The sequence below is a fragment of the Candidatus Pelagisphaera phototrophica genome, assembly GCF_014529625.1.
Classification (GTDB): Bacteria; Verrucomicrobiota; Verrucomicrobiia; order Opitutales; family Opitutaceae; genus Pelagisphaera; species Pelagisphaera phototrophica.
The window spans coordinates 3,920,282-3,937,990 of the sequence record NZ_CP076039.1; the positions used below are offsets into that span (position 1 = coordinate 3,920,282).

Annotated in this window: 12 protein-coding genes; 8 read left to right on the forward strand and 4 right to left on the reverse strand. The window is 51.2% G+C overall.

Going from position 1 to position 17,709, the window contains the following annotated elements:
• Positions 1-6: 6 nt before the first annotated feature.
• Positions 7-702, forward strand: a complete 696-nt coding sequence (locus GA004_RS17135) for a ubiquinone/menaquinone biosynthesis methyltransferase (protein WP_283395100.1) — start codon at positions 7-9, stop codon at positions 700-702.
• A gap of 267 nt (positions 703-969) precedes the next feature.
• On the opposite strand, the gene erpA is transcribed toward GA004_RS17135, so the two are convergent.
• A complete protein-coding gene (gene erpA, locus GA004_RS17140) occupies positions 970-1,287 on the reverse strand; it encodes an iron-sulfur cluster insertion protein ErpA (RefSeq protein WP_283395101.1) in 318 nt (105 codons plus the stop codon).
• A 202-nt stretch (positions 1,288-1,489) separates the two neighbouring features.
• On the opposite strand from erpA, the gene rpoN reads away from it, so the two are divergent.
• Positions 1,490-2,953, forward strand: a complete 1,464-nt coding sequence (gene rpoN / locus GA004_RS17145) for an RNA polymerase factor sigma-54 (RefSeq protein WP_283395102.1) — start codon at positions 1,490-1,492, stop codon at positions 2,951-2,953.
• A gap of 142 nt (positions 2,954-3,095) precedes the next feature.
• Here rpoN and GA004_RS17150 read toward each other — a convergent pair whose 3' ends face one another.
• On the reverse strand, positions 3,096-5,273 hold the full coding sequence (locus GA004_RS17150; protein WP_283395103.1) for a protein-disulfide reductase DsbD family protein: 2,178 nt from the start codon (positions 5,271-5,273) through the stop codon (positions 3,096-3,098).
• A gap of 372 nt (positions 5,274-5,645) precedes the next feature.
• On the opposite strand from GA004_RS17150, the gene fabV reads away from it, so the two are divergent.
• From fabV to dtd, 3 genes are all read left to right on the forward strand, one after another.
• The gene (gene fabV, locus GA004_RS17155; protein ID WP_283395104.1) at positions 5,646-6,833 is read left to right on the forward strand and encodes an enoyl-ACP reductase FabV; all 1,188 of its coding nucleotides are present in this window, start codon (positions 5,646-5,648) and stop codon (positions 6,831-6,833) included.
• A 63-nt stretch (positions 6,834-6,896) separates the two neighbouring features.
• Positions 6,897-7,580: a methyltransferase domain-containing protein gene (locus tag GA004_RS17160; RefSeq protein ID WP_283395105.1), complete on the forward strand. Its 684-nt coding sequence runs from the start codon at positions 6,897-6,899 to the stop codon at positions 7,578-7,580.
• 2 nt (positions 7,581-7,582) lie between these two features.
• On the forward strand, positions 7,583-8,035 hold the full coding sequence (dtd, locus tag GA004_RS17165; RefSeq protein WP_283395106.1) for a D-aminoacyl-tRNA deacylase: 453 nt from the start codon (positions 7,583-7,585) through the stop codon (positions 8,033-8,035).
• Between the two features lie 1,056 nt (positions 8,036-9,091).
• Here the strand turns inward: dtd and GA004_RS17170 are convergent.
• Both GA004_RS17170 and uvrA read right to left on the reverse strand, forming a co-directional pair.
• A complete protein-coding gene (locus tag GA004_RS17170) occupies positions 9,092-9,457 on the reverse strand; it encodes an addiction module protein (RefSeq protein ID WP_283395107.1) in 366 nt (121 codons plus the stop codon).
• Positions 9,458-10,149: 692 nt separating this feature from the next.
• A complete protein-coding gene (gene uvrA / locus GA004_RS17175) occupies positions 10,150-12,993 on the reverse strand; it encodes an excinuclease ABC subunit UvrA (protein WP_283395108.1) in 2,844 nt (947 codons plus the stop codon).
• 432 nt (positions 12,994-13,425) lie between these two features.
• On the opposite strand from uvrA, the gene GA004_RS17180 reads away from it, so the two are divergent.
• The 3 genes from GA004_RS17180 (at position 13,426) to GA004_RS17190 (ending at position 17,636) form a co-directional block, all read left to right on the forward strand.
• A complete protein-coding gene (locus GA004_RS17180; RefSeq protein WP_283395109.1) occupies positions 13,426-15,069 on the forward strand; it encodes a DUF4139 domain-containing protein in 1,644 nt (547 codons plus the stop codon).
• 81 nt (positions 15,070-15,150) lie between these two features.
• The gene (locus tag GA004_RS17185) at positions 15,151-15,306 is read left to right on the forward strand and encodes a hypothetical protein (RefSeq protein ID WP_283395110.1); all 156 of its coding nucleotides are present in this window, start codon (positions 15,151-15,153) and stop codon (positions 15,304-15,306) included.
• 98 nt (positions 15,307-15,404) lie between these two features.
• Positions 15,405-17,636, forward strand: a complete 2,232-nt coding sequence (locus GA004_RS17190; RefSeq protein WP_283395111.1) for an NADP-dependent isocitrate dehydrogenase — start codon at positions 15,405-15,407, stop codon at positions 17,634-17,636.
• Positions 17,637-17,709: the final 73 nt, after the last annotated feature.

Below are 17,709 nucleotides of genomic sequence, written 5' to 3' on the forward strand. Positions count from 1 at the left end.
GCTCTCATGCCAAACGCATCCAAGGTAAATTCGATGTTCGCGAGAATTGCTTCGCGGTACGATCTCGCCAATCGACTTCTCAGTTTTGGGATCGACCAGATCTGGCGCAACCGTCTCGTTGAAGAAGTCGACTACCGGAAACCAACTACGGTCGTGGATCTTGCGACCGGCAGTGGAGACGTGGCATTTGCACTGCGTGAAGGCCTTGCAAAGTCAACGGTTATTAAAGGTCTAGATTTCTGTGCCCCCATGATCGATGAGGCAAAGAAAAAGCAAGTCGAGTTCCAAGAACCTGAAATCGAGTTCGGCATCGGAGATATACTGGACTTGCCATTGGATACCGGCTTGGCTCAAGCAGCGACGATCTCTTTCGGTTATAGAAACCTGGAAGATCGCCACAAAGGACTCCTCGAAATCCGACGTATTCTAGACCCGGAAAATGGACACATTTTCATACTTGAATTCTCCCAACCGCATCCCGTGTATCGGCCTTTTTACTACTTCTACCTGAAACGCCTCCTTCCAATCGTGGCCAGCTTGATAACGGGAGATCTTCCCGCCTATCAATATCTATGCAACTCCATCGAAACGTTTCCAGATCGCGAAGGTATTAGTTCCGAATTGGAACAGGCGGGATTTAAAGAAATTATAGCGATCCCGCTCGCCCTCGGCAGCGTAGCCTTGCACATCGCTAAAGCCTAGTCGCTAGGACCAGACGTAGAGCCCACTATCTTGACTCAACCTATGTGGTTCGCCGGGCCATAGAACCCTGCCATTGGATGACAACCAACCGTAAGTGCGGGATTAATGCCTCATCTACGTTCTTCGGTACCGTCGGGACGGCGCTCGCGACGTGAAGCGTTTGTAGCGTCCGACATGTACCCCTTAATCAAACAATGCCGGGCTGCGTCGACGCTTCCAAAACAAGTAGGCCGAACTTCCCGGCAACGATTCAGGCGATACATTACTTTAGTTGAAAGACTTGCCACATCCGCAAGTGCTGTCGGCATTGGGATTCCTAATCTCAAACCCCTTGCCCTGCAGACCGTCATCAAAGTCGATCTCGCTGCCTTTCATATATTCGATGCTTGCATCGTCCATTAGAAAAGAGACTCCTGCACTTTTGAGTGTGCGGTCGTCATCGTTCTTAAGATCAAAGGACATTCCATACTGGAAACCTGAACAACCTCCGGATTCGACGAAAATACGAAGTAACTTCCCCCCTCCACCTTTTTCCTCCTGGAGTTGCTTGACCTTGTTTGCCGCGTTTTCAGTAAGTGTGATCACAAGCCGAAAATCCGATTTTTAGACGATCCTGTCAAGAGGCGGAATCTGAATTGTAAACCAAATATAACAATATAAAGCATAAATCGCGCTAATTATGTCATGCGGCTTGCAATGATCAAAAATTCTCTATAGGGATCTTATCCGATAGCACTTTGAGCGCGAAGATGCATCTTGTCCGCGCAGTAAATCTTTCGACGAAAAAATGGCAGCACAAGGATTCAATCAAGAACTGAGACAAAAGCAGACGCAGTCTCAAGTCCTTGCCCCTCAACTGCGTCATTCGCTTAAGATTCTGCAGGTTGCCGCCCAGGATCTCAACATAACGATCCAGGAAGAGCTTCAAACAAATCCGTCGCTGGAAGAAATGCCGATGGATGGAGTAAGCCTAGACGACGGCACGTTAAACGGGTCGGATGGCGAGAACCCTGAACAGGAATCTGCTAGCCAGAACGAAGAATTGAAGTTCGACGAGACATTCGAGATTCTGAGCAAGATCGACCAAGACTGGCGCGACCACCTGTCCGAGGCCAGCAGCGGTCAGAGCTTTACCTCTGAGGATGCGGAGCGTCGCGATCATTTTTTCGACTCCCTCGTGACCGAGACTTCATTGCAGGAGCACCTTCTTTCCCAAGCGTCTTTGTCCGATATCAGCGCCAAGGAGTGCGAAGCGATCGAATACCTTGTCGGTAGCCTCGACAACAACGGGTTTCTAAACACATCTCTCTCCGATCTCGCCTTATTTTCCGGCATGTCGCTTGGCGAGATGCAGTCTGCTCACCAAACGTTGAAGTCATTCGACCCTCCTGGAATCGGCGCATTCGATCTCCAAGACTGTCTGGCTACGCAACTGGAACTGCAGGGCCTCAGAAACTCGGATGCCTACGAGATGGTCCAGAATCATCTTAAGCTTCTCACCCGAAGACGTATTCCCGACATCACTCGGAAAATGGGGATTAATTCCGATGAGGTTCAAGCGGCTATAGACGATATCGCCTTGCTTGACCCCGCTCCCGGTCGCCGCTTTTCCGAGGACACCAATCGATCCGTACTCCCCGATGTCGTCGTGGAAAGAGATGAGGACAAGTGGAAGGTGACCCTAAACAGCGACTACATTCCTCGTCTTCGTATCAGTCCTTCCTACAAGGAAATGATCGCCAAGGGCCAGCTTTCCCCCGAGGAGAGAGAGTACATTCAGGAGAAGATGCGATCCGGCAAATTTCTCATCAGCTCGATCGAGCAACGCCAGCAAACGATCGAGCGAATCGCGAACGAGATCGTAAAAATACAAGTCGCCTTCCTCGAGGATGGAGTGGCCAAGCTGAAACCTTGCACCATGACCCAGGTCGCTGAAACGGTGAGGGTTCACGAAACGACGGTCAGCCGGGCGATCGCCAACAAGTACATCCAGACCCCGCATGGGATCTTCGATATGAAGTTCTTTTTCACCCCCGGCTACAAAGGGGGAGGCGGTGAGGATATCTCCAATACCAGCGTCAAGGGAATGATCCAGCAATTGGTGTCAAACGAAGAACCCACCAAACCATTGAGCGATCAAGGAATCGTCGCCCTTCTCAAAGAGAAGGAAATCAACATCGCGCGACGTACCGTAGCCAAGTACCGGGAAGAGCTCGGCATCCTGCCGAGCAATCTGAGACGGCAATACTAGGATGCCGACAGCTCAGCAGGGCTTAAGTACAGTCCATTAGTATTCTATTCTGCGAACGACTCCTGAGTCGCCTACCCAATATATACGGCATTGTGCGATCGGAAATCGCCCAATACCTAAAAATACTCCGGAGATACTTAATTCACTTACTCGCTATCGATGCGGCAGGACTTTCGATCCCCTCTAGCGCATCCAGGACGATTCCCGGGTTCAATAGCTCAGGCAAGATTTTCGGCGTATCCGATTTTCCATCATACATGACATACAACGGCACTCCTGAGCGACCAAACTCTTCTAGAGCATCAGTGATAACGGGATTCCGCTTCGTCCAATCAGCCTTAACCATCACGAAACCTAATTCATCAAAACGATTTTTTACTTCGTCCGAGGCGAAAACGACCGCCTTATTCGCTTTACAGGTAAGGCACCACTTGGCGGTGAAATCGATAAAGACGGGTTTTCCTTTCTGTCGAGCCGATGCGACCAGCTCCGGAGAAAAATTTTCCCAGACTACGCCGTACTTGTCAGGACCACCCGCCTCTTCCGTAGCCACTGCCGATGTCGCTTCTTCAGAAGGCATCAGCATCCATACTCCAATGACAGCGATCACTACCGCGAAAATGGTCGAAACTCTGCGAGTCGTAACCGGTTTCACTGGCGACGACCAACGTCCGTAGACCCACGCCCCGATCGCCACAACGAGCAATCCCCCAAGAACCATGATAAGTCCGTCGTTACCGACATGAGCCCCCATCACCCAGATCAGCCAAATACAGGTTGCGAACATCGGGAAGGACATGACCTGTTTAAAAGTCTCCATCCACGCGCCCGGACGGGGAAGCTTCTCTATCAGCTTAGGAAAAGACGAGAGAGTCAAATAAGGGACCGCCATTCCTAATGCTAAAAATGTAAACACTGTCATCGACTGGAAGGCCGACAAGGTAAGGGCAAATCCAAGCGCAGGCCCCATGAAAGGACCGGTGCAGGGGGTCGCGACCGCAGTGGCCAGAACTCCGGAGAAGAAAGAGCCTCCATACCCCTCTCCTTTGACTTTTCCCGCGAGCCCTATCGCAGAAGTCCCTATTTCAAATACACCCACCAAACTCAACCCCAGCAGGAACATGATCAAAAGCAACGCCCCCACAAAATAGGGTGACTGAAGCTGAAATCCCCAGCCAAGGCTTTCACCACCCGCCCGTAAGGCGATCAACGCGCCCGCCAATACCCAAAAGGACGCCAGCACCCCTCCCGCGAACGTAAGTCCGTGAGCTAAGACCTTCTTGTTGTCCTCTCCCGACTGATGAACGAAACCAAGCACCTTTATGGATAAGATCGGGAACACGCAGGGCATCAAATTGAGAATCATTCCGCCGACAAACGCGAACAAGAGGGCTTGAGCAAAACCGATAGTCGATTCCCCGCCACTTGCGTAAGCCGTGTTTGCATCCGCCGCCGGCTTGATCGCCGAATCCAGAAAAATCGCCTTCGCATCGCTAGCAGACGCAAAGCCCGCCTCGTGAGATAGTACCCCAGAAAGCCGATCGACTGAACCTTCATGGTATTCCGACTTCTGCATCGACACGATGAGGGTCAAATCAGTAAGGGCGAAGTTCTGGGCCGCGGCTGAATTGATCAAACCTTCTTCCTCCGGATAGAAATAGAGGGATTTGGTGTCGATCCCATTGAAACCCGCCCAATCGATGCTAACCGAGATCGTGGATTCGAGCGCTTCGAAAGTAAGCACTGCCCCGTCGGGCGTTTTCGGGAGGTTTGCCCGCGCCAACGCCAAAGCATCTCCCCACTGCGAGGAATCAGCCGATTCGCCAGAAACCGGCAATTCCAGAGCGAGCTTCGCCCCTCCCGGGATACACATCTGCTCACAAGCCAGCCAACTGGCATCGGCATTGAGCGAAATAGTCTGACCTAATCCGAAATCCTCCGGGATCGTGACCTTCGCCAGAACGAATACCTCCCCCTCATAGCCGTACGAGACAAAATCGGGAGGTGTAATGATCTTCTCTGGAGTCGGAAACTCCAGTTCGCCCACTTCTATTCCATCCGGAGCCTCCCAATCAATCGACGGCGCTAACCCCGTATCCCCCGGGTTTTTCCAATAAACGTGCCAATGCGGATCCAACTGGAGGCGCAGCGCCACATCGATGGTCTGCCCAGGTTGCACTGCTGTGACTCCGGATACTAGCTCGGCAATCGCCTGCTCCGTATCAACCGCACCCTTCTGGTAGTCCTGCCCGTAGCTCAAGAGGGGCATTACCCCGCAGATGAGCGCGAAAAGCTTGAGAACATTCCCTTTTCTGTACATAATCATCTCTTACTTTGAAGGCGTTCTAGCGCTTATTCGTACACTAATCCACTCTGTATTCATGCTTTTCAAAACAACCAAGCAGGAGAGGAAAATCCTGACACTGCTCGCTCTCCTTGTAATCTTGGGGCTAATCGGACTGGCGCTTTTTTAAGACGCTGGACTCGGTAGGACCCCTTTTCAAAACGTAGCCAATATACTCCTGATTGCGATTCGCACAGGATTGGATTGGTAACGATTCAGTCATAGGCTCTGATATCCCTGTAGAATTTAACTGGAATAATCGACCGATGTTTCCCAAATAAAGGCTGACATTGCTCAAAGTTCGTTTCATCAACGCACTCCCTGTAATTCAGCTAATCCCAATTTTTTATGATTATTCGTCCCAAAGTAAGAGGTTTCGTCTGCGTCACAGCTCACCCAACTGGCTGTGCCGCCAATGTCCAGGAGCAGATTGACTATGTCAAAAACCAGTCCCCTGTCGAAAATGGGCCCAAAAATGTTCTCATAGTCGGGGCATCAACCGGATACGGCCTCGCATCCCGCATTGCAGCAGCCTTCGGATGCGGCGCCAACACCCTTGGAATCTATTTCGAGCGCCCTTCGGAGCGAGGACGAACCGCCACACCGGGCTGGTACAATTCAGTCGCCCTTGAAAAAGCGGCCAAAGCAGACGGCCTCTATGCCAGTAGCATCAACGGCGACGCCTTTTCAAACGAAATCAAGGAGCAATCCATCGAACGAATAAAGTTGGACATGGGGAAAATTGACCTCGTGATCTACTCGCTCGCCTCGCCTCGCCGCACCGATCCGAAAACAGGTGAAACCTATCGTTCCGCCCTCAAGCCGATCGGGGCAGCCTACTCGAACAAATATTTGGATACCGACAAAAGGTCGATCCAGGAAGCGACCGTGGACGCTGCTACCGATGAGGATATACAAAACACTGTCAAAGTGATGGGGGGCGATGACTGGGAATTGTGGATACAGGCCCTCAAGGACGCCGACCTGCTCTCCGAAGGCTTTAAGACAGTAGCCTACGACTACATCGGACCCAAGGTAACTTGGCCTATTTACAAAGACGGCACCATCGGACAGGCCAAAGTCGATCTCCGTCGGGCCAAGGCAGCGATTAATGAATCTGTCAGTGAATTAGGCGGTGAAGCCCATGTCTCGGTAAACAAAGCCGTCGTGACCCAAGCGAGCTCCGCCATCCCAGGGGTCAATCTCTACATCACTATTCTCTTCAAGATCATGAAGGAGCTCGGCGGCCACGAGGGCTGTATCGAGCAAATACAACGGCTGTTTTCCGATCGTCTCTACAACCAAGGTGGCAACGTCCCCCTCGACGAGCTTGGTCTCATCCGCATGGACGACTGGGAGATGGAGGACAAGATACAAGATGCGGTCACTAAAGTATGGCCCCTCGTTTCAACTGAAAATCTGGAGGAGCTGACGGACTTCGAAGGATACCAGACCGATTTTCTCAGGCTCTTCGGTTTCGGCATAAAAGGTGTGGACTACGACGCAGAGGTCGAGCCAGAGGTGGATTTCGACTGAGCCGGAACAACGTCCCGCCCCCACAGTCCTCCCGCCAATCAAACTAAAAGTCCTCTAGCCGCATTGAAACACCGTGAAGAAGGCTACACTCTTTTAAGCGGGAAAGGCATTGAAATCGGAGCCTTCGGAGAACCGGCTAAGCTTCCAAGCTTCTGCCAGGTTTCCTATTTCGACGCCATTGATCCGAAAACCGCATCCGCGCGTTTCCCCGAAATTCAAAATAGCGAATTGGTTCCCGTCGACATCCTTGGGGATGTGGACAAGCGCGACCTGCGGAAGCTGACGGCCAGCAGCCAGGATTTCGTCATTGCCAACCACGTCATCGAGCATGTCGCCTGCCCGATTGCCATGATTGAAGACATGTTCTATGTTCTCCGAACCGGCGGCTGGATCGCCATCGCGGCTCCGGACAAACGCTACACCTTTGACAAGGAGCGCCCGCTAACCAGTTACGAACATCTGGAAACCGAGTACATAAACGGTGTAGACGAAGTCGACGATGAACACTACCTGGACTTCCTTCGACATGTCGGCAAACACGTATTCGAGGAACCGGGACGCGACATCAAAGGCGACATCGCATTCGCCCGCTCCCGTCGCGAGCATGCTCACGTTTGGGACAGCCATACTTTTTTGGAATTCCTTATGGCTTGCAAGAAAACCCTCGTGATTGAGTTCCAAATCGAATTCCGATCCACCGGTGAGGAAAACGGGATCGAGTTCTTCGCCATTCTCAGAAAGCTCTAATCGTGAAAGCGGTCGTCCAACGAGTAGCCGAAGCCTCTGTGTCAATCGACGGTAAAGAGCACACATCGATTGGCCGAGGGCTGCTTGTTTTCCTAGGGATACACAAACTGGATACGAACGAAGACATCGAATGGATGGTCCGGAAGATCTGCCATTTACGCGTGTTCGAAGACGACAACCAGCAAATGAACTGCGATCTAAAATCGATCCAAGGTGAATTGCTGATCGTAAGCCAGTTCACTCTGATCGCCTCCACCAAGAAAGGAAACCGACCCTCCTTCAACGACGCAGCAGATCCCCAAAAAGGAAAAGCCTTCTGCGAGGACGTCGTCCGAGCACTCAGCGCAACGCTTGGCTACCCGGTAAAGACCGGCGTTTTTGCCGCCAACATGCAAGTCTCGCTCGTAAACGACGGCCCCGTCACCATCGCCTTCGATACGAGAAATCGAGAATAGCAGGCGGTCGGTCTTTTCTCGATGCCCCCAAGACCGGACGTTCAACTTAAAAATTTCAGTCTGGGTTTTCTTTGAATTCCTCCAAACATTGTTTCAGGGATTTACCTTCTTTGTGAATGCACTCACAAAATTCTATACACGTTCTATCATCTTCCCCCTCGCATTGAGCTCGGCAGTCAGAAAATGTGTTTCTCAGCATTATCGCGTATAAAATTTGGGCATGAAGCGCTGTTAGAACGATTACCGCAATTACACCGAAAAAAAACTTCACCGGGGTCTTTTTCGTCAATTCGCTTTTTTGAGGAAGATCCCAGTCTGAATCGTAAAAAGGGGAACAAATTTTTGAACTCATAATAGTCCCAACATAGTAAATACGAAACAGCACACACCATTAACGGGGAAATGATAAGGGATCCATCAAATCTAACAGAGAGGGATAAAATGCAGATATTTAAGATTATCGGGAAATATATAAGAGCTCCCATTGTTGCGGTCCGCGGGATAAGTAGGAGGATGGCGGCCAAAAACTGCATTACCCCGACAAATGTGTATTAATAACATGTATGATAAAGGGCTTCCAAGAAATTCCCCATTGGTTGGTTCACGGAGAGTACGGTAAACTTTTATCCGAGACTCTTTTGCAATCTAGAGGGAATAAATCCTGCAGCAAGAGCGATACGGCGAAACATCGAAAAGTAGTGAAGCCACTCATTTTTACTAGCTTAGTAGTGGAGCCTTTTCAGTGTTTTTCCGAGTCCCATTTGAGATCAATTCCTTTCATTACGACGCTGAATCACACAGGGTTCGAAACGTAGAAGGTTTGCCTGCTTAGGGGCAGGTCTAATCATATTTGTACCCACATACTCGTAACATTGACCGAATTTCATAATTGGTGCCACAAAAGCGATTACGGCAATCGTCGAAGTGGCTCGATGTCCGATGGAAGACTGTCATTGGAGTGGAGTTCCATTCCTTCTTCATTGAATTCCTAAAACGCTTTTTCAGCATCCAAATCCCTAGTCGCTTCTTCGAGTGTGACAACAGCTTGGATTTCCATCAGCGATACCGCTTTCGCAGCTGTTCAATCGTCAAATACTTGGTTTCGGCAGAATCCATCATTTGCTTCCGTTCGTTTAGAATCGTCTCGTGCCAAGAAGGAGATTCCGGCTCGGCCTCCTCGTGACAGAGCGAGTCCCAGATGCGCTCCATCGTCCTAAGTCGTACACGGATAGTCGTCTTTTTGATATCCCGGATACTCGTAATATCAAAAGTAGATCTTTTAGCTCCGGAGGCAAGCTGGCCTCTTCTTTCTATTAATGCAGAACCACCCACTAGCGAGTGCACCCTCTTAATTGGAGCCAGGACGAGTTCAAAATGAACCGTCTTGTTAAATACGCGAAAATAGAAAACTGGGCCTTCCATGGGCGCGGTTTATGCTAAATCCAGACTGGCCGACGAAATATCGGTCCTAAGAAAACAACACGAACATGATAAAGGGAATGGGAGTAAGAAACGTCCTGTTTGGTGGCACGGCCACTATTCGGGACCCAAGAACAAGAACGCTGACTCGTCCGAGAAAGCGCTGAAAAAGAAAACAAACGGGGGGAGGTGCAAGCCTCCCCCTTTTAGCCTCTAACGCTGAAGCTTAGCGAACCGGTATGACAATTTTTAGTCTAAGATCACCAGGTCGACGACCCAGCCTAAGATTTTAGAGTATTTGTCTTCTAGAAAGTTTCAAGAACACGGCCCTATCAAAACCATGCTTAAGCGATGATCTGCCACGATCGTTCTTTGTGTCTTTTGCACCTCTTTGTGGCTATCGATTTCTTGAGCACGCCCGTCCCATAGGAAACGCGGCATAGCGTAAGCGCTAGCCCTACCTTCGCAGTCTGCCAGAGAAAAACGACTCTGGATAGGGACAAATCCCTACCACAGATATCTCAGACAACACAGATCCATTGAGATAAGGATTCGAATCGTATTTTTCTAATGACTATTCCCATGGCCAAAAAACATCTATGCTCATCCGTATAATCCGTGAAACAAAAATCTAAAACCTTCTTAACGATGACTAGGCTAACGCGCTGAGCTACTCGAAGTCCGTGGTTAAAAGGCTACCGTCCCTTTAAGGCTTTGCCGGTTTCCGAATCCTTACCTTTTTTTACCGTATCCACTGTTCCGGCACAGACAATTTTTCCTCCATGGGAGCCTCCGCCCGGGCCGAGATCGACGATCCAGTCAGCCAGTCGCATGAAGTCGAGGTGGTGTTCGATTACGATGACCGTATTGCCCTTGTCTCGCAGTTGGAAAAGCAGGTCAGAAAGTTTCTGGATATCAGACCAGTGCAATCCGGTCGTGGGCTCATCTAAAATATAGAGAGTGCTACCCGCGGATCGCTTGGAAAGCTCCAACGAGAGCTTCAATCGCTGGGCCTCGCCACCACTCAATGTGTTAGCAGCTTGTCCCAGTTTCAAATACCCGAGCCCCACCGCGTCGAGGGTCCTCAACTTATCCATAACGCGTGGCACATTCTCAAATTGTGCCAAGGCTTCGCTTACCGAAAGATCTAGAGATTGGGCGATATTCAATCCTCCATATTGCACTTCCAAGGTTTCCCGATTGTAACGCGTACCTTGGCAGCTGGGACAATCGATATAGGCATCACTCATAAAAAGCATATCCAACTTTATCGCCCCTTGACCCTGACATCGTTCACAGCGACCGCCACGTGCATTAAAACTAAAACGCCCCGCTTTGTATCCTCGGGCTCGCGACAGAGGAATTTTTGAGTACAAATCGCGCAGCAGATCAAAGAGTTTGGTATAGGTGGCCGGATTAGAACGCGGGCTTTGCCCGATGGGATCCTGACTCACACGTACTGCCCTTTCGAAGTGCTCCAGCCCTTTCATCCCCGTGTGCTTGCCGGGGATCTCCTTGGCCCGGTTCAGTTTTCGGGCAGCCGCCTTCGCCAGAATCTCATTCACCAAGGTCGACTTACCCGATCCGGAAACGCCGGTCACACAGGTCAAAAGACCAACGGGGAACTGGGCATCCACCTTTTGCAGATTGTGCTGGCTCGCCCCTTTAATCTCGAGCCACTTCTTTTGTGGCGAAAGTGTTTTGACCGACTTCGTAAGCGTCTGTCGTCCTGAAAGGTATTCTCCAGTCTCGAAGCCATCTTTCTTTTGCCCGGCACAATCCTCCGGCGTCCCTTCGAAAAGAACCTCTCCTCCAGAAAGCCCCGCTCCCGGACCCAGCTCGATCAGATGGTCGGCGGCCCGCATCGTATCCTCATCGTGCTCCACCACAACAACCGAATTGCCGCGGTCCCGTAACTCCTTCAGTGACTCGATCAGCTTCTGGTTGTCCTTCGGGTGCAGTCCAATGCTGGGCTCGTCGAGCACGTAGACGACTCCTACGAGACTCATACCCAACTGTGTCGCTAGCCGCACTCGCTGGGCCTCGCCTCCGCTTAACGTACTGTATTGACGATTCAAAGTCAGGTACTCCAGACCCACCTCCTTTAGGAAACGCAACCGCAACTCGATTCCATCAAGAACTTCCCCGTAGGTTGAAACACGATCCTTGCTGGGTGACAGGCTACTCACGTATTCGTGGGCCTGACCTATATCCATCGAAAGGAAATCGGGCAGACTCTTACCCTCTACAAATACATTCGCACTCCGTGGACTGAACCGATGCCCGTCACATGTCGGGCATTTCTGGTCAGTCTGATAGGTCATCAGTCGGGCCCGAAATCCGTCGCTTTTAGTCTCCATGTAGGACTTTTGCAGCAACGCCATAAAGCCTCCGAACGGTTGGGGAGGAGGAAGCGTCTTACGGCGAGTTAGTTTGAAAGTGAAAAGCCGGTCTTCAACCCCGTAGAGCAAAGCCTGTTTGGTTTCCTCATCTAACTCGCTCCACGGCGTCGTTGGATCAAAGGGAAGCTGCTCTGCCAACTGGCGCAGCATCGCATTGTTTCGCATGATCAACTGCTTTCCTCCGATTCGCAGCGGCTTCAAGGCCCCCTTTTTCACTGACTTACTCGGATCGGGCACGATGAGCTCTTCCAAGAAGCGCCGCGTTTTCCCCAATCCACCGCACTCTGGACAGGATCCTTCCGCCGTATTGAACGAAAAATGACGGGGAGAGATCGGTTCATACACCTCGCCGCACTTCGCGCACGCGAAATTCCGGCTTAGACTGAGCTCCTTCCAGTCCGAGTCTTTCGATGCCTGATAGAGGACCATCGCTCGGTCTTTCCCTTCGCTAAACGCCAGCTCGAGCGAGTCCGCGATCCGACTTCTCTGCGCCTCTTCTACCAAAATGCGATCGACCACGAGTTCAATGGTCGCGTTTCCCCGTCCCTTTATCTCGATATCCGGATCACCAATACTTTTGACCTCATCATTGATTCGAATACGCTGAAATCCCTTTTGCCGCAACCGGGGCAGCTCCTCCAGTATAACTGCGGCCGTCGCGGCCATGTAAGGAGCCAAAATCATAGCCCGTGAACCCTTCGGCAGCTTCAAAGTCTGATCAACGGAGCTATCGAGCGTTTGCCGCGAAATGATGCCTCCGTCCTTCGGGCAATGTTGATCTCCTCGAAGCGTCCACAGAAGACGGGCATAGTCCGCAATTTCTGTAACCGTGGCAATAGTGCTCCGCGGAGAAGAACCTGCTGCCCGTTGCTCTATTGCCAAAACCGGTGAAAGGCCGTGGATGAAATCCACATCCGGTCGTTTGAACTGCTCCATCGCTTGGCGGGCCTGTGTGGAAAGGCTCTCCATATATTTTCGGTAGCCCTCCGCGTACAGCGTGTCGAAGGCCAGTGATGACTTTCCGGAACCCGATACGCCTGTGATTACGACGAGTTTATCTCGAGGGATCTTAACCTCGATATCCCGCAAATTGTGCTCGCGAGCTCCTTTTATGTGAATGTGCCGAGTGTGCCTCAATAGGATCCAGAAGGTTTAAACCCGCACCCTCTTAGTTTCCCCTCAAAGGTCAACCTTTCGAGCACATGAAAGGTAGCGGGCGATCTCCGAGCGCCCACAATAAAAATGCCGCACAGATTCTTCATCGATCCTGAGCCGAGCCGAATGAAAAGCCTGCTTCAATTCAAGGTACGCAATAATTCTGCCTGTCCTACATTGAATGGGGACTTGGCCTAAAGACAGGTGCAGGGTGGTGAGCCTTGTCGAACCAAGCTTATGAGCGCAGTTGCCACGTGATTCAATGAGCCTAACATAGGCGGCGTGCCGGGCCGTCACTGCCCTTACCAAGAGAAATTTTCAATCAATCGCTTCCTCAAAAGTCTTAATTACAATTGCCTATATGGATCCTTCAGTGAAGGCTTTTGTCCATATTAGAATCGCCTCGTTCGCCCTATGAAATTCTGCTCCATTTTTACGATCGCACTCTGCGCATTGCTCACTCTCTGTGCTTATGCTGACGAACACGAAGTAGAATCGTCGATTCTCGAAGTCTCCCTCTTCCGAGATGGGGCTTTGGTCACTCGCCAAGGCACTTTGAACGTGCCCTCGGGGAAATCGACCTTGGTCATCAAAAATCTGCCCAGTCAGGTGGACCCAACAGCGCTCCAGGCAAATTTCGTAAACACCGCCAATGGGTTAATCCGGAACGCGAAGATATTCCAGCCGCAGAATCGCGACGAGAATTCTATAATAGAAGAAATCCAAACGAGACTCGACGCCGCCAAAAAGGAAAAAGAGCAAAAGCTGCGCACGCTTTCCAATGCCAAAGCGGATGTTGTCTTCGCCTCTGGCATGCGTACCTCCTTCGCTAAGGAGTTTGGCAAGATTAACGAAGGCCAAACCCTCACTCTAGCTCAAGCAAAGGAGCTGGCCGAGTTTGTCGGACAAACCCAGAAGAACGCCAACGAGCAGATTGACAAAGTTGAGATTGAGATCAAAGCCGTCGACAAGACCATCAAGGAGATCGAAAAGGAGCTTAGGGAGGCAACAGAGAAAGCGATGCTCCTTTCCTCTGTCGCCGAAGTAGAAATCGAGATGGACGCGGCAAGTGAAGTCGCAATATCACTCAGCTACATGGTCAACTCTGCCCGCTGGGAGCCTCAGTACGAACTACGCGCCTACCCTGACCAAGGGAAACTGGATTTTGGATACTTTGCCTCAGTTTGGCAATTCACTGGCGAAGATTGGTCAAACATCACCCTTTCGCTCCACACAAATCAGGCCAACCGCCAGGGCAACGTGCCTGAACTCTTTCCCCTGAATGTGGGAAAACAGGACGACTACTACCGGAAAGGGCGCTTCTCTTCAGTGGCGGAAAGAGCCGCTCCTCCCCCGCCCCAAGCAGACGTATTTATGGCCGAAGAAGCGGTCGGCTCTCGACTTCGTGCTCAAAAAGTCGCCATCACGGTATCAACCGTTTCCTTCCAAGCCACCATCCCCGGACAAATCACCGTTCCCAGCTCTCGCGAGCGCAGCTCATACAAAGTTCTCGAAGCCGGTCTGGAAGCCGAGTTCTGGTCCGAGACCGTGCCGCGAGCCCAGCTCGACGCGTACCTTAGAGCCAGAATTCGCAACACGCTCGAGCTTCCGATTCTCCCGGGGCAAGCTCTCGCGTTCGTTGACGGGAAACTCTCCTCTAAAGTCTCCATGAATAAAATTCTACCTGAAGAGGAAACCAAGCTATCGTTGGGAGTTGACGGAAACATCGTCGTTAAGCGGATAGAGGGAGCCCAGAAAGACAGCAATTCCGGTTTCATCGACAAGACCACGACCCTCAATCGCGAGTATAAGAATGAGGTCACCAATTTGCACACGGTGGCACACAAACTCATCGTGGTCGACCAGTTCCCCATCGCCCAAAATTCGAAAATCGAGATTCGCCGCAAAGCGCCCCCAACGAGTGAGGTCGAAATCGAGGACGAGAATAGCGGAGTCTTTCGGTGGAAAGCCACGCTTGCTCCAAAGGAAGAAAAAGTATTTAAAACTGCCTACGAAGTTATCTATCCCCGCGACTGGGATCTTTTCCCCGGATTGTAATCGAGTCCTTAACAAACCCCTCCTCCCGTCTTCCCTGAAATGTAAGCGGTCGGTATCGGAGCGAAGATCAAACCTTACCGAATGGTCGCGATCATTGGCCTTACCCTACCGCTCTTCCGTCTGTTCGTCTATGACATCTGGGATACCTTAATTCGAATTATCGCCTTCGACGTTCTAGCCCTTCTGTTCATTTTCGTAGGCTACCTCTGCCATCGATTTCAATCGCGAATCGAGTAGGACCCTTTTCAGGCACTTAGGTATTGGCCATTATATTCTATTGACGCTATTCTTGAGTCGGTTACCGAAGATTTCGCTCTACTTTATCCGAGTATATCATGACCAACACCCATTCGAGAATCATCTACACGAAAACAGACGAAGCCCCTGCGCTCGCCACTCATTCTCTCCTCCCCATAGTCGAGGCTTTTACCAAAGCAGCGGGAGTTGAAATAGAAACCAGAGACATTTCCCTTGCGGGCCGCATTATCGCCAACTTCCCCGAAAGATTGACCGAAGAGCAGTGCCAATCAGATGCTCTGTCCGAACTGGGTGAGCTCGCGAAAACTCCAGAAGCCAATATTATCAAACTCCCCAATATCAGTGCGTCGATCCCCCAATTGACCGCCGCTATCAAGGAACTTCAGACACAAGGCTACGCTTTGCCCGACTACCCCGAGGAACCGCAAAACGAGGCAGAAAAGGAGATTAAAACCCGATACGCAAAAGTTTTGGGAAGCGCCGTTAATCCCGTTCTACGCGAAGGCAACTCTGACCGCCGAGCTCCTGGTGCCGTCAAACAATTCGCGAGAACCAATCCTCATTCTATGGGCACTTGGGATCCGAGCTCAAAATCCCACGTTGCGAGCATGTCCAGTGGGGACTTCTATGGCAGCGAAAAGTCGGTGACCATCGACGAGGCAATCGATGTTCGTATCGAATTTGTTTCCACGGATGGAGCGACAACCGTGCTCAAACAATCCACTCCATTACAAGCTGGCGAGATCATCGACGCCTCCTTAATGAGCAAGAACGGTCTCTGTGATTTTCTTGCCTCTCAAGTGAAGGACGCCACTGAACAGGACGTCCTATTCTCTTTGCATCTAAAGGCTACGATGATGAAGATATCGGACCCGATCATCTTCGGTCATGCGGTCTCCGTTTTCTACAAGACCGTCTTTGAGAAACACGCCGCTACTTTTGATTCGCTGGGAGTGGATGTCAATAATGGGTTGGGTGACGTCTACGCCAAGATCGCGACTCTTCCCCAATCTCAGCGGGCCGAAATCGAGGCAGACATTCAGAGTGTCTATGAGGATGGTCCGGATCTTGCCATGGTGAACTCTGACAAGGGGATTACCAATCTCCACGTCCCTAGCGACATCATCGTCGATGCATCTATGCCCGCGGCCATCCGCGCTTCTGGACAAATGTGGGGGCCAGATGGTAATCAGAAAGATACGAAATTCATTATTCCTGACCGGTCCTATGCAGGGGTCTATCAAGCTACGATCGATTTTTGCAAAGAGCACGGAGCATTTGATCCCACCACAATGGGAAGCGTACCAAACGTTGGCCTCATGGCTCAGAAGGCGGAGGAATATGGCTCGCATGACAAAACTTTCCAATCACCCGGTACCGGCATTATCCGCGTTGTGGATTCGTATGATAACGTTCTGATTGAGCAGCCTGTCAAAGCTGGCGACATCTTCCGCATGTGCCAGGTTAAAGACGCGCCCATTCAAGACTGGGTAAAGCTCGCCGTAAATCGATCTCGGGCTACCGGTTCTCCCGCAGTATTCTGGCTCGATGAAAACCGGGCCCACGACTCGCAATTGATCAAGAAGGTCAACACGTATCTGCCGAATCACGACATCGACGGACTTGACATTAGGATACTCGCACCCGTAGAGGCCACCCGATTCTCGATGGAGCGGATCAAAGCGGGTCAAGACACCATTTCCGTAACTGGAAATGTCCTACGCGACTATTTGACCGATCTCTTCCCTATTCTCGAGCTGGGTACCAGTGCAAAGATGCTATCGATCGTTCCTTTGATGAATGGAGGGGGCCTCTTCGAAACCGGTGCTGGTGGCTCCGCTCCCAAGCACGTTCAACAATTTGAATCTGAGGGTCACTTACGCTGGGACTCTCTTGGAGAATTTCTCGCTTTGGCAGTCTCGCTGGAGCACTTGGCAAACACTTTTGGCAACGCCCAGGCCCAGATTCTCGCTGAAACCCTCGACGAGGCAACTGCCGCATTCCTCCAAAACAACAAATCGCCCTCGAGGAAGGTCAACGAGCTCGACAACCGTGGCAGCCACTTTTACCTCGCTCTCTACTGGGCCCGGGCCCTCGCCGCCCAGGATAAGGACGCGGACCTCAAGACACAATTCGCAGTACTCGCCCAACAACTAGCTGACAACGAGGCGACCATCATCAGCGAGCTCAATGCGGCTCAAGCATCTGCTGTCGACATCGGAGGCTACTATGCTCCAGACGAAGCGAAAGCAAACGCCGCCATGCGTCCTAGCCAAACGCTCAACGCCGCAATCGCTTCGGTGGATTAACCCCTTAAAGGTAGGGAAGACCGACTCTTTCCTCCAAAAAACCAGGACCACAGCAAAAAGTGACGGGCTTTCA

Excerpts from the sequence above, each read along its gene's own strand:
- GA004_RS17170 (WP_283395107.1), bottom strand. The coding sequence starts at position 9,457 with ATGGAAGGCCCAGTTTTCTATTTTCGCGTATTTAACAAGACGGTTCAT.
- fabV (WP_283395104.1), top strand. The coding sequence starts at position 5,646 with ATGATTATTCGTCCCAAAGTAAGAGGTTTCGTCTGCGTCACAGCTCAC.
- GA004_RS17185 (WP_283395110.1), top strand. The coding sequence starts at position 15,151 with ATGGTCGCGATCATTGGCCTTACCCTACCGCTCTTCCGTCTGTTCGTC.
- GA004_RS17190 (WP_283395111.1), top strand. The coding sequence starts at position 15,405 with ATGACCAACACCCATTCGAGAATCATCTACACGAAAACAGACGAAGCC.
- GA004_RS17180 (WP_283395109.1), top strand. The coding sequence starts at position 13,426 with ATGAAATTCTGCTCCATTTTTACGATCGCACTCTGCGCATTGCTCACT.
- GA004_RS17150 (WP_283395103.1), bottom strand. The coding sequence starts at position 5,273 with ATGTACAGAAAAGGGAATGTTCTCAAGCTTTTCGCGCTCATCTGCGGG.
- rpoN (WP_283395102.1), top strand. The coding sequence starts at position 1,490 with ATGGCAGCACAAGGATTCAATCAAGAACTGAGACAAAAGCAGACGCAG.
- GA004_RS17135 (WP_283395100.1), top strand. The coding sequence starts at position 7 with ATGCCAAACGCATCCAAGGTAAATTCGATGTTCGCGAGAATTGCTTCG.